Raw genomic sequence first — 13,257 nt, forward strand, 5'->3', positions numbered from 1 at the left:
GCCCAATGCCTTGAGCAGCGGGCATTTCACGGCCCGGTCGCTTGACAGGTGTTTCAAGGCATTGCTATAAAACGCAGCTATGCTTTGAGGTTGATGCACTCGGTGACCGTGCCGTTCAGAGCCATTTTTTGAAACAGTTAAGGGGTGAAGTGTGAATAAGTCCGAGCTGATTGAAGCTATTGCCGCGTCTGCAGATATTCCGAAAGCAGCGGCAACCCGCGCATTGGATGCCATGGTGGAGTCTGTCACCGATAGCCTCAAAAAAGGCGAGAGTGTTTCTCTGGTCGGTTTTGGTACTTTCGCAATCAAAGAGCGTGCTGCACGTACCGGCCGTAACCCGCAAACGGGCCAGCCCATCGAAATCAGCGCCGCCAAAGTACCCAGCTTTAAAGCCGGTAAAGCGCTGAAAGACGCCGTCAACTAATTGGCACGCGTTTGCTGTAACCTAATGGGCGCATCGCATCCGCGATGCGCCCATGTTCTTTTCTGGCCCGATGATTTGGGCAATAGATGGCTTTGATGATCTGAGGCTAGCATGCTGCAAAGTATACGAGATGGCTCCAGAAGCTGGGGTGCCAAGATAATTATCGGTCTCATGGTGGCGGCCATGGCACTGTTTGGCGTGGAATCGCTGTTTAGCGTGTTTGGTAGCGACCCCAACGAAGTCGCCAGCGTGAATGGTGAACCCATTATGCGCCAAGACGTCGAGCTGGGCGTTCAGCGTGCACTGCGTTCTGGCCAGGTGCCGCCCGAGCAAGAGCGAGCGCTGCGCAATGACATGCTCGACCAGCTCATTACCCAAACCTTGCTGACCCAATACGCCGAAGACGGCGGTTTTCACGTCTCCGATGCACAGTTGGATCAAATGATCGTCAGCCTGCCGGAGTTTCATGACCAAGACGGGCGTTTTTCGGCCGAGCTGTTCCGTAACCGTCTCGCTGGCGCCGGTTACACGCCACTCTCATTTCGAGAAGAACTGAGAGTCGATATCAAACGTCAGCATTTACAGCAGGGGCTTGCGTTTAGCGATTTCAGTCTACCCAGTGAAGAGCAGCGCTTGGCCGATCTGCAGCGTCAGCAGCGCGATTTTCGCTACGTTATGCTGAATGCAGATGATGTCGAGATCGACGTCAACGTCACCGACGAACAGATGCAGGCGTACTACGATGCCAACCAGTCACGTTTCGAGCGTCCTGAACAGGTGCGCGTCGAGTACGTGTTGATCGATCGCCAAGCTATGGCGGACGACGTCGAGGTGGACGAGCAGGCGCTTCGGGAAGCGTGGCGCGAGCAGAACCAAAGCGCTGACCGTCGTGTATCACACATCATGGTAACCTTCGACGATGAGCGGAGTCGCGAAGAAGCTGAAGCGCTGGCGAGCGAAGCGCTTGCGTCATTGGAAGAGGGCGAAAGTTTTGCGGATACCGCGGCGCGCTACTCGGACGATACGGCCAGTGCCGAGGACGGTGGCGATCTTGGCGTCATTAGCCGTGGTTTTTTTGGTGATGCCTTCGATGAAGCGGCGTTTTCTCTTGGCGTAGGCGAGACCTCTCAGTTAGTAGAAATGGACGGTGCTTTCCACATTCTTCGGGTAACCGAACTGGCAGGCCCATCGTTTGAAGAGCAGCGCGATGCGCTGGCACAGGACGTAGCACTCAGCAGTATCAACGACGAATTCAACGAGCAAGTGCAGCGCCTGATCGACGAGAGCTTTGCTGCCGATGACCTGCAAAGTGTCGCTGATGATCTCGGCCTGACGCTCGAGCGAACGGAATGGATCGCCCGTGGTGAAGGAGAAGGTGTGCTGTCTGAGCCCGGCGTTCTGGATGAAGCTTTCAGTGCAGACGTGCTGGAAGAGGGCTACAACAGCGAAGTAATCGAACTCGATAATGATCGACGTCTCGTGCTGCGGGTGGCCGAGCATCGGGACGCGACGGTTCTGCCCTTGGAAGCCGTTCGCGAGGAAGTCGAGCAGGCTGTTGCGGCTCAGCAGCGCCAAGAAGCACTTCAGGCCCAGGCCGCAGAGCTAATTGCTTCCCTGCGGGAAGGTGAGAGTGTCGAGCTGGAGTGGCTGGAAGCCAATGACGTGTCGCGTCAGTCGGACACCACGCTGCCTCAATCGCTGGTGGGTGAAGTCTTCCGTATGCCTCGTCCAGACGAGGGCGAAAGCGTTTACCGTGCCGTCAACATGCCGCAAGGGGTGGCTGTCGTTGCGCTTGACGACGTTTCCGTTGGCGAGGTGGATGAGCAAATGACGGCGTTCGTGGCCCAAATGGCCGAGCAGCTTCTTGCGCAATCGGTCATCCAGGGCTTGATTGACGACTTGCGTAGCGAGGCGGAGATCGAGCGCTAGGGCATAGCCCCGCGTTGGAGGAACGCCATAGAAAAAAAGCCGATCGATTTGATCGGCTTTTTTATGTCGCAATGAGCGCAGGTTAGGGCGGAGCGTTGAGTGGAAACTGCCGCAATACGGGTTCGGCGTGACGCTCGTCAGAGCGCTCCACTAGCACATCCCAGCCGTGTTCGCTGTCCCAGTCCCCTAGTACGAAGCGTTTGGCAGGCACGTCTTCCACTGTGAGGTCGTGTACGTTGGGCCGGTGAGTATGACCATGAATCATGGTCGATACGCCGCAACGTTCCATAAGTGCCACGACTTCGTCTTGGGTGACGTCCATGATGTCGTCGGCTTTGCCCGCATTGGCATCACCTGACTGCATGCGCAAGCTTTTGGCAAGCTCCAATCGCTGCTCCAATGGCAGCGAGAGAATCTGATGCTGCCACTGCTCGCTTCGCGACTGAGCGCGAAACGCCATGTAAGCTTCGTCTTTGGTACACAGGCTGTCGCCGTGAAGAATAACGGCGGGGACACCTTGCAGTTCGACTTCTTCACTGTCTGGCAGCAGAGTGGCACCACAGCCGTTGATGAAGCGCTCACCCAGTAAAAAATCGCGGTTGCCATGAATGAAATAGATGCTAGTGCCCGCGTCACTGAGTACACGTAGCCGTTGAATGACGTTATGGGCCACGGCGCTCAACGGATGCGGCGTGTCCAGCAGGTCGTCGCCAATCCAGGCATCGAAAAGATCGCCCAGAATGTAGAGCGCGTCTGCACCTTGAGCGGTTTGTTCCAAGTAACGGTAAAACCCCTGATTGATCTCAGGGGTATCGTGACTTAGATGCATATCAGCGATGAGCAGAGTACGCATAAAGCTCCTAACGGTTATTCCGCTTCCTTCACGTAGGCGCGTTCGATGATGACGTCTTCTGCGGGAACGTCAGCATGCATGCCGCGACGTGTGGTGCTCACACCTTTGATGGCGTTGACCACGTCCATACCATCGACGACCTCTCCAAACACCGCGTAGCCCCAACCTTGCAGGCTTTTGCCGCTATGGTTGAGGAAGCTGTTATTACCGACATTGATAAAGAACTGCGCCGTGGCGGAGTGGGGGTCTTGCGTACGGGCCATGGCCAGCGTGCCGATAGTGTTTTGCAAACCGTTGTCAGCCTCGTTTTCGACCGGATCGCGTGTCGGCTTTTGGTTGAACTCTTGGTCGAAACCTCCGCCTTGAATCATGAAGCCATCGATGACCCGGTGAAACAGCGTGCCGTCGTAAAAACCGTCGCGCACGTACTGTTCGAAATTCGCCGCAGTGGCCGGGGCTTTTTCATGATTAAGCGCAATGGTGATGTCACCGTGGTTCGTCTGTAATACGATCATGGATAAATTCCTGTTCAATAAAGGCGTTCGCCTTGGCGCTGTGCATCGGCGTCACGTTATAATAGCGGTTTTGCTCGGCACCGCGAAGCGCAAACCCCGATTGCCTTCGTATCGTTTGCCCAGCACGCCATCCACCATGAGGTTATCAACACCACCATGACCAACGAGACCACCCCAGCGCCGAACTTCATTCGCAACCAAGTACGCGACGAGATAGCGGGCGGCCAGGTCACCAAAATCGTGACGCGCTTTCCCCCGGAGCCCAACGGCTTTTTGCATATCGGCCACGCCAAGTCGATCTGTTTGAATTTCGGGTTGGCAGAGCAGTTGGGTGGTGAGTGTCATCTGCGCTTTGACGACACCAACCCGGCGAAAGAAGAGCAGGCGTACATCGATGCCATCAAAGAAGACGTTAGCTGGTTGGGCTTTGAATGGGCCGGTCCGGTGCGCTTCGCTTCCGACTACTTCGATCAGCTCTACGCCTGGGCCCAACACCTGATTCGCGAAGGGAAAGCCTATGTGGATGATCTCTCCCCGGATGAGATTCGTGAATATCGAGGCACGCTGACCGAGCCCGGCAAGCCGAGCCCTTACCGTGAGCGCAGCGCCGACGAGAACCTGGACCTTCTTGAGCGGATGCGCAACGGTGAGTTTGGTGAAGGCGAAAAAGTACTGCGCGCCAAAATCGATATGGCGTCGCCCAACATCAATTTGCGCGATCCGATTTTGTACCGGATTCGTCATGCTCATCACCACCAAACCGGTGATAAGTGGAAAATCTACCCCTCGTACGATTTTACCCACGGCCAGTCGGATGCCATCGAGGGCATTACCCACTCCATCTGTACGCTGGAATTTGAAGACCATCGCCCGCTGTATGAGTGGTTCTTGAATAACCTGCCGGTGCCCGCAAAACCGCGTCAGATCGAATTTGCCCGTCTCAATCTCGACTACACGCTGACCTCCAAGCGTAAGCTGAAGCTGTTGGTGGATGAGCAGATCGTCGATGGTTGGGATGACCCACGGATGCCGACCATTTCCGGTATGCGTCGCCGTGGCTATACGCCCGCTTCGATTCGTAAATTCTGTGAAATGATCGGCGTGACCCGCTCCGACGGTGGTTTGGTGGATATCGCCATGCTGACCCACGCCATCCGCTCAGATTTGGAAGATAACGCACCCCGCGCCATGTGCGTGCTCAAGCCGTTGAAAGTGGTACTGACCAACGTGGCGGAAGACCACGAAGAGGTCTACGAGGTGCCAGGCCACCCGGCGCGTGACGACATGCCCATGCGGAAGGTGCCGTTTGGGCGTGAACTCTACATCGACCAAGACGATTTCATGGAAGACGCACCGAAGAAATTCTTCCGCCTAGCACCGGGCAAAGAAGTGCGTCTGCGCAACAGCTACGTAATTCGCTGTGATGAAGTGATCAAAGACGATGCAGGTGAGATTGTTGAGCTGCGTTGCTCCGTGGACTTCGACACCCTGGGTAAAAACCCGGAAGGCCGCAAGGTGAAAGGCGTGATTCACTGGGTCAGCGCTGCCCATGGTGTACCGATGGAAGTCCGCCTGTACGACAACCTGTTTATGGTCGAGCAGCCGGACCGTGATAAGGATGTCGACTTCCTGGAGCACCTGAACCCCGAGTCGCTGGTGGTATGTGAAGCCATCGGCGAACCAAGTTTAGCCAGTGCAGCTCCAGAAGATCGCTTCCAATTCGAGCGAGTAGGTTACTTCTGCGCCGATCGTCACGCATCGACGGCTGAGCACCTCGTGTTTAACCGTACCGTCGGTCTGAAAGATAGCTGGGCGAAAATCAAACAGAAGGGTTAAGGAAACGTCATATGCACATTTACAATACGCTGACACGCCGCAAAGAGCCTTTTAGCCCACTGGTTGCTGGCAAGGTCAGCATGTACGTTTGCGGCATGACGGTGTATGACTACTGTCACCTTGGCCACGCCAGGGTGATGGTGGCCTTTGACGTGATTACCCGCTACTTGCGCCACCGCGGTTACGACGTGACCTACGTGCGCAATATCACGGACATCGACGATAAAATCCTCAAACGGGCCGAGGAGAACGGCGAAACCATCAGCGCGCTCACCGAGCGCATGATTGCCGCAATGCACGAGGACGAGGCGCGACTGAACGTGTTGCCGCCTAGCCAGGAGCCACGGGCGACGGGCCACATTGGCGATATCGTCGCCATGATCGAAACGCTCATCGAAAAAGGCTTCGCCTACGCAGCGGCCAATGGTGACGTTTATTACCGAGTGCGTAAATTCGCCGACTACGGCAAATTGAATAACCGTCAGTTGGATGACATGCGCTCTGGTGCACGGGTCGATGTGGATGTGCACAAAGAAGATCCGTTGGATTTCGTGCTTTGGAAAGCGGCCAAGCCGGGTGAAGCCCACTGGCACTCTCCCTGGGGAGACGGGCGACCGGGTTGGCACATCGAGTGTTCCGCGATGTCGACCTGCTGTTTGGGCGATACCTTCGATATCCATGGTGGCGGGCCGGATTTGACCTTCCCCCATCATGAAAACGAGATTGCCCAATCGGAAGCGGCGACAGGGAAAACCTACGTCAATACCTGGATGCATGCCGGAGCCGTTCGCGTCAACCAAGAGAAGATGTCCAAATCATTGGGTAACTTCTTCACCATCCGCGACGTGCTTGACGAGCATGATCCAGAAGTGGTGCGCTACCTGTTGGTGGCAAGCCACTATCGCAGCGCCATCAATTACTCGGTGGACTCCCTGGTCGAAGCGCGTAAGTCGCTGACGCGGCTTTATACGGCATTAGATGGCGTGAACGCTGACGAGCAGGCAGCCGCCAGCGACGCCGCAGAGCGCTTTACCGCGGCAATGGACGACGACTTCAACACGCCTGTCGCCTTGGCCGCGCTATTCGACTTGGCCCGCGATCTCAACCGAGCGAAAAGCGATCAGCCGGCAGAGGCACCGCGTTTGGCTGGTGAGTTAAAGCGCTTGGCCGGGGTGCTGGGACTACTGCAGCAAACGCCACAAACGTTCCTGAAAGGTGCCCAGCAGCAGGTAGCGCTAAGCGATGAGGAGATCGAAGCGAAAATCGCCGAGCGGTATGCAGCGAAAGCCAGCAAGGATTTTGCCCGCGCTGATGCTATTCGTGACGAGTTGGCAGCGCTTGGCATCATTCTCAAGGACTCCCGGGAAGGAACCACCTGGGTGATCGAAGCGCCTTAATCGCGCGCCTGGGTCAGACGTCGTTAACGCGGCGTCTGACTTCAACGCAGCAGGCTCTTATACTGAAACGATAAGCCCTAGACGCTCATTGAAAAGGATGACCCCATGCGCTCACTGTACACACCTTCGTTGGCTGCCTGTCTATCGACGGTAGCCTTTTCTGTCGCCACACTCTCCACCGCCAGTGCTAACGACCCTGTGGTGGTCTCTTCCAAGATCGATACCGAAGGGTCCGTCCTGGGCGAGTTGATCATCCAGACGCTGGAGCGTAACGGGATTCCCACCGAAGATCGCCTGCAACTGGGGGGCACCAGCGTGGTACGCAGCGCCCTGCAAGCAGGCGAGATCGACCTTTACCCCGAGTACACGGGGAATGGCGCGTTTTTCTTCGACATGACCGATAGCCCGGTGTGGAACAGCGCAGAAGAGGCGTATCAAACCGTTAGCGAACGTGATGCTGAACAGGGCTTGATCTGGCTCCAGCCTGCCAGTGCCAACAATACGTGGGCCATGAGCATTCGTCAGGACGTGGCCGAGGCCAATGATTTGGTGACGCTGGATGATCTGGCCGCGTATCTTGCCGACGGCGGGGAGTTCAAATTTGCTGCCAGCGCCGAATTTGTCGAATCTGCCCAGGCGCTACCTGCTTTCCAAGACGCCTACGGCTTCGAGTTGAGCGATGACCAACTGCTGGTGCTTTCTGGTGGCAATACCGCGGCGACGATGCGTGCAGCGGCTCAGCAAACCAGCGGTGTCAACGGTGCCATGACCTACGGGACCGACGGTGGTTTGAGCGCGTTAGGGCTTGTCGTCCTCGAAGACTCCAAAGGCGTCCAGCCGGTGTATCAACCCGCCCCCGTGGTGCGTGAGGAAGTACTGAACGCTTACCCTGAAATGGAAGCGGTGCTGAATGAAGTATTCGCCACGCTCGACCTCGTCACGCTTCAAGAGCTCAACGCAGATGTCGCGGTGAATGGCTTCTCGCCGGATCAGGTCGCCAGTGACTACCTTGACGGCCTGGATGACTAATGAATGTCGTTAATCGACGCTTTGCCATCGCCATCGTTTAAACGACGCCCTTGGTACCCGAATGTTGTGCTGTTGTGCCTAAGCGTTGCCATGCTGGCTGCCGCTTGGCTGTTGAGCTTCGTGAGTGTTGCCCCTAATCGCATCGTTTCCGGTACCACCTTTGGCATCGTCGACGCTATTCGTTGGCCAGGGGCGATACTCGTGTCGCTACTCTTTGTTGCCATGACGACTCTGGCCTGCGTACCCAGCCCCCGACACTACCGGGCGATACTGGGTCTTATCACACTCACCTTGCTACTCATGCCATTTGGCTTGATGGTAGCTGGGCATTGGCTGGTCGACCCTTCACTGCCCCAGGCCCGGCTTGGCATAGGTCCGGCCTATTGGTCCGTGCTGTTCGTCTTACTGCTCTGTTTGGTAGAACTGCGACTGCGCTTGGGATTGTCGCGCTGGTGGCCCACTCTACTGCTAGGAGGGGTAGGCGTGGCTTGGTGGGGGTGTGCGGCACTCTGGCTGGATCACCTTGCGCTCGTGCAGGAGTTTCAGGCGCGCGAGCAGCAGTTTTATCAGGCGGTGGGACAACACATTGCGCTGGTGAGCACCGCCGTAGGCGTCAGCGTGGTGCTGGGGATGTCGTTAGCGATGCTGATGCGTCGCTATCAGCGCCTGCAAAAAGTCGCCTTTACGCTGCTGAACTTTTTACAAACCATCCCCAGCTTGGCGCTTTTTGGACTGTTGCTAGGGCCCCTGGCTTGGTTGGCAGCGAACGTACCGACACTGGCGGCATTAGGGGTGAGCGGTATTGGTAACGCGCCCGCGTTGATCGCGCTCATAGCCTACAGCCTGCTGCCGATGGTACGTAATACCTACATCGCCCTCGAAGAGGTGAGCGAGGACACATTGCAAGCTGCTAAAGCCATGGGCATGCGTACGAGCCAGCGTTTTTGGCAAGTGCGTTTTCCGCTGGCGCTTCCCGTACTGTTAGAAGGCGTGCGTATTACCTCCGTTCAGGCCGTCGGGTTAACCGCTGTGGCCGCGCTGATCGGGGCCGGTGGTTTGGGTACGTTCATTTTTCAAGGGCTGGGTCAAGCCGCCATGGATATGGTGCTACTGGGCGCGCTGCCCATTCTAATCTTGGCACTAATGGTGGATGCAGGGTTAGGCGCGTTAGCAGACGCGCTGCGTCCCGGAGGACAGGAATGATCGAGCTTTCCCACGTTTCAAAACAGTTTGGCGACGACACCGCCGTGGATGACATCACGCTACGGGTCGCAAAAGGAAAGTTCTGTGCGCTGGTGGGGACCTCTGGCTGTGGTAAATCCACCACGCTGCGTATGATCAACCGGCTGATCGATCACAGCAGCGGCGACATCATTTTGGATGGCCAAGCGATCGAGCAGTACGATCCGGTGAAATTGCGTCGTCGAATCGGCTATGTGATCCAGAGTACCGGGCTGTTCCCGCACTGGAACGTCGCGCGCAATATTGGATTAGTCCCTCGGCTGCTGAAATGGCCCGCTACAGAAATTAACGCCCGTGTAGAGGAACTGATGGGCTTACTTGGCCTGCCAGTGGGCGAGTTTGCGCATAAATATCCCCATCAGCTCTCAGGTGGTCAAGCGCAGCGGGTCGGGGTGGCCCGTGCCTTAGCCGCAGACCCCGATATACTACTGATGGATGAGCCGTTTGGCGCACTGGACCCAATTACCCGAGAAAAGCTTCAGGATGAGCTGGCCAAGCTACAGGCACGGCTACACAAAACCATTGTGTTCGTGACCCACGATATGGATGAAGCGCTGAAGCTAGCCGACCATTTGGTCGTCATGCGTGATGGCCGTATTGTCCAGCAGGGCACGCCGCTGGCACTGCTTCAGCAGCCCGCTGATCCGTTTGTGGAATCCCTGCTCGGTGGGCTTGAGCGGGGGTTGAAGCAGGCAGCTTTAACGCGCGTAAAAGATCATATGACATCGCTTGGGCCTACTTTACCGGCACAATCTCGAATTCCCACCGATTTCTCGCTGCGCCAAGCGCTTTCTATGATGCTGCGCGATCAATGCGACCGCTTAACCGTGGTGGATCAAGGCGATGTACCGATAGGGGAGCTTTCGCTGCGCCGCATCGTTAAAGAGGCGCAGTTGGATAAGGTGAGCCAACGTGACGCGTAATTCTGCCACCGTCAGCTTGCCGAATGCACCGAGCATTCAATGGTTTCTGCCGCTTATTTGGGCCGCGCTACTGGCGATGTGCATCGTCGGCATGCCGCTCCTAGAGGGCCTGTTTCGTTGGGTAGAGCCTGACGCCCGGCAAGTCGTCTATGATCGCGCGGCGTTTTACGAGCTGCTGGGCCGCCATGTGTTAGTGGTTGGCGTGGCGGCAGTGGTCACCATTGCGGTTGGTTTGGCGGCAGGTATTGCCGTTACCCGCGAGCGAGGGCGGGATTTTTTGCCTCTGGTGGGGCAGTTGGCCTCTTTAGGGCAAACGTTTCCTCCGGTGGCTGTGTTGGCGCTGGCGGTACCCGTTCTGGGGTTTGGTACGCTGCCTATTATCGTTGCGCTGATGCTTTACGGGCTGCTGCCAATCGTACGCAATACGCTGGCGGGCATTAACGATGTTGACGCGACCATCAAAGAGGCGGCCCAGGCCATGGGCATGACGCCTTGGCAGGTGCTGCGTCACGTGGAGCTTCCCTTAGCGGCTCCTGTCATATTGGCAGGGGTACGTACTTCCGTGACGATCAATATTGCCACGGCAGCCCTTGGAGCGACGGTAGGGGCTAGCAACCTGGGTGATCCGATTATTGCCGGTATCGTCAATGGCAATATGGCCTACGTGCTGCAAGGCGCGCTATTGATCGCGCTGCTGGCGCTGAGCGTGGATAGCGCCTTTAACGTCTACCAGCAGCGGCTTCGCCAACGCCTCTCTGCTTCTTAAGTGCTCTCTGCGTCTTAAGTTGAATCCCTAAACGGCTTGCACTGAGTTACTGTCCAAGTGTTGCGTTGACCCTTGTCAGATAAATCCACTGGCATAAAAGGTCATGACCGACAACACTGCCCTCAAAAGGGGTAAAAACAAGGACAATAATGATGACTCAGTACGTACACCAACCGGCTTTCATGACCGGTGATGAATTCTCGATCGAGACGTTCAGTCTACTCAATCCGGATGGTGAGCTGTATCCGGGTGGCGAAGAGCCCGCGCTCACCCGAGACCACGCTCGTAGACTGTATCAAGCCATGTTAGCCACGCGTATTCTTGATGAGCGCATGATGGCCGCGCAGCGCCAAGGGCGGCTGAGTTTCTATATGCAGTGCACCGGTGAAGAAGCAGCCGTGGTAGGCGCTGCCGCCGCGCTTGATGATGCCGATATGATCATGGCCCAGTACCGCGAACAGGGTGCCTTGATGTATCGCGGTTTCTCTATCGATGAGTTTATGAATCAGCTGTTTGGCAACGAGCTTGATTACGGCAAAGGCCGCCAAATGCCGATTCATTACGGCTCTCGCAAGCTGCACTACATGACCATCTCTTCCCCGCTAGCGACTCAGATCCCGCAAGCCACCGGCTATGCCTATGGTCAAAAGCTGGCCGGTGAAGGTCACTGTACGCTGACCTTTTTTGGCGAAGGTGCGGCCTCAGAAGGGGACTTCCACGCCGCGCTCAATATGGCCTCGGTGCATCAGGTGCCGGTGATCTTCTTCTGCCGCAACAACGGCTACGCTATTTCTACTCCCTCCACAGAACAGTTTGCCGCTGACGGAATTGCTCCCCGTGCCTTCGGCTACCATATGCACGTGATTCGTGTGGATGGTAACGATGCCCTAGCGGTGTATGAAGCAACCCGGCAGGCTCGAAAAATCGCCGTTGAGCAGAACCAACCGGTGCTGATTGAAGCCATGTCTTACCGGTTAGCTGCCCACTCATCGTCGGATGACCCGTCAGGCTATCGCGCTAAGAGCGAAGAGGAAGCATGGCGCGTAAAAGACCCGCTGTTGCGTATGCAGCGCTGGCTGGCTAAGAAAGGCTGGTGGAGCGATGAAGAGGAGGCTACCCAGCAGGAGAGCCTGCGCCGTGAAGTGCTGGAAACCATGAAGCGTGCCGAAAAACGCCCGCCGCCGCCGCTTGAATCGTTGATAAGCGATGTTTACGCCGATGTGACGCCTGCGCTACAGCGTCAGTTGGATCAGTTGAAGCGGCATATTCGCCGCTACCCAGAAGCCTACCCGCGCGGCGCAAAATCACTCGATCTGACGCTTTCGTCAGCCACTGATACCCAGGGAGAGGCGTAATATGGCGACGATGAATATGCTCCAGGCGATTAATAACGCGCTGGATATCGCCATGGCGGAAGATGAAAAAGTCATCTGTTTTGGTGAAGACGTGGGTATTTTTGGCGGTGTTTTCCGAGCCACCAGCCATTTACAAGAAAAGTACGGCAAAGCGCGCTGTTTTAATACGCCGCTGGTAGAGCAGGGCATCATTGGCTTTGCTAACGGACTGGCTGCACAAGGCTCTGTACCCGTCGCTGAAATCCAGTTTGCGGATTACATCTTCCCCGCATTTGATCAAATCGTTAACGAGACCGCCAAATTCCGCTACCGCTCTGGGGATCTCTTCAACGTAGGCGGGCTCACCATTCGCACACCCTATGGCGGCGGCATTTCCGGGGGCTTATACCACTCGCAATCTCCTGAGGCGTACTTTACCCACACGCCGGGCTTAAAAGTGGTGGTGCCGCGCAACCCCTATCAAGCCAAAGGGCTGCTGCTGGCGGCGATTCGTGACCCCGACCCCGTGCTTTTTTTAGAGCCAAAACGGCTCTATCGTGCCGCCGTAGGTGAAGTGCCCGATGAAGATTACCAACTGCCAATTGGTGAAGCAGAAGTGATCAAAGAGGGAACCGATATTACCCTGGTGGGCTGGGGTGCGCAGATGGAAGTGATCAGCAAAGCCGCCGAGCTTGCTGAAGAGCAGGGGATTTCCTGCGAGGTCATCGACCTGCGTTCGCTGCTGCCTTGGGATGTGGATACCGTGGCAGAGTCGGTATTTAAAACCGGCCGTATGATTGTTAGCCATGAAGCGCCGCTCACCGGCGGCTTTGCAGGTGAAATTGCCGCGACGATACAGGAGCGCTGTTTTCTCTATCTGGAATCGCCGATTACTCGGGTTACCGGGCTGGATACGCCTTTCCCGCTTGTGCTGGAGAAAGAGTACTTGCCCGACCACCTGAAAATTTTTGAAGCGATTCGCGAAAGCGTGAACTTTTAGCGCCAGGGA

The 13,257-nt window shown here is 56.5% G+C and carries 12 protein-coding genes; 10 read left to right on the top strand and 2 right to left on the bottom strand.

Annotated elements, in window-relative coordinates:
- Positions 1–151 precede the first annotated feature (151 nt).
- On the top strand, positions 152–424 hold the full coding sequence (locus tag CTT34_RS08550; RefSeq protein WP_009724302.1) for an HU family DNA-binding protein: 273 nt from the start codon (positions 152–154) through the stop codon (positions 422–424).
- Between the two features lie 111 nt (positions 425–535).
- Positions 536–2,353 (top strand): SurA N-terminal domain-containing protein, encoded by a 1,818-nt coding sequence (locus CTT34_RS08555; RefSeq protein WP_159342041.1) that lies wholly within the window; start codon positions 536–538, stop codon positions 2,351–2,353.
- A gap of 82 nt (positions 2,354–2,435) precedes the next feature.
- Here CTT34_RS08555 and CTT34_RS08560 read toward each other — a convergent pair whose 3' ends face one another.
- Positions 2,436–3,206 (bottom strand): UDP-2,3-diacylglucosamine diphosphatase, encoded by a 771-nt coding sequence (locus tag CTT34_RS08560; protein WP_159342042.1) that lies wholly within the window; start codon positions 3,204–3,206, stop codon positions 2,436–2,438.
- 14 nt (positions 3,207–3,220) lie between these two features.
- Entirely contained in the window at positions 3,221–3,721 is a 501-nt protein-coding gene (locus tag CTT34_RS08565; protein WP_159342043.1) for a peptidylprolyl isomerase, read from the bottom strand.
- A gap of 156 nt (positions 3,722–3,877) precedes the next feature.
- On the opposite strand from CTT34_RS08565, the gene CTT34_RS08570 reads away from it, so the two are divergent.
- From CTT34_RS08570 to CTT34_RS08605, 8 genes are all read left to right on the top strand, one after another.
- On the top strand, positions 3,878–5,557 hold the full coding sequence (locus tag CTT34_RS08570) for a glutamine--tRNA ligase/YqeY domain fusion protein (protein WP_159342044.1): 1,680 nt from the start codon (positions 3,878–3,880) through the stop codon (positions 5,555–5,557).
- Between the two features lie 11 nt (positions 5,558–5,568).
- Positions 5,569–6,954 carry a cysteine--tRNA ligase gene (cysS, locus tag CTT34_RS08575; protein WP_159342045.1) on the top strand — a complete coding sequence of 462 codons (1,386 nt, stop codon included), beginning with the start codon at positions 5,569–5,571 and terminating at the stop codon, positions 6,952–6,954.
- Between the two features lie 105 nt (positions 6,955–7,059).
- Positions 7,060–7,983, top strand: coding sequence for a glycine betaine ABC transporter substrate-binding protein OsmF (gene osmF / locus CTT34_RS08580; RefSeq protein ID WP_159342046.1), 924 nt, complete (start codon positions 7,060–7,062; stop codon positions 7,981–7,983).
- Positions 7,984–7,986: 3 nt separating this feature from the next.
- Complete coding sequence (locus CTT34_RS08585) at positions 7,987–9,186, top strand: ABC transporter permease (protein ID WP_159342047.1); 1,200 nt, start codon at positions 7,987–7,989, stop codon at positions 9,184–9,186.
- Positions 9,183–10,148 (top strand): ABC transporter ATP-binding protein, encoded by a 966-nt coding sequence (locus tag CTT34_RS08590; RefSeq protein WP_159342048.1) that lies wholly within the window; start codon positions 9,183–9,185, stop codon positions 10,146–10,148. Before CTT34_RS08585 ends, CTT34_RS08590 begins: the two co-directional genes overlap by 4 nt.
- A complete protein-coding gene (locus CTT34_RS08595) occupies positions 10,138–10,914 on the top strand; it encodes an ABC transporter permease (RefSeq protein WP_302476125.1) in 777 nt (258 codons plus the stop codon). Before CTT34_RS08590 ends, CTT34_RS08595 begins: the two co-directional genes overlap by 11 nt.
- A 152-nt stretch (positions 10,915–11,066) precedes the next feature.
- A complete protein-coding gene (locus CTT34_RS08600; protein WP_159343741.1) occupies positions 11,067–12,269 on the top strand; it encodes a thiamine pyrophosphate-dependent dehydrogenase E1 component subunit alpha in 1,203 nt (400 codons plus the stop codon).
- Position 12,270: 1 nt separating this feature from the next.
- Positions 12,271–13,248, top strand: a complete 978-nt coding sequence (locus CTT34_RS08605) for an alpha-ketoacid dehydrogenase subunit beta (protein WP_044629412.1) — start codon at positions 12,271–12,273, stop codon at positions 13,246–13,248.
- Positions 13,249–13,257: the final 9 nt, after the last annotated feature.

It is taken from the genome of Halomonas meridiana (assembly GCF_009846525.1).
Lineage (GTDB): Bacteria > Pseudomonadota > Gammaproteobacteria > Pseudomonadales > Halomonadaceae > Vreelandella.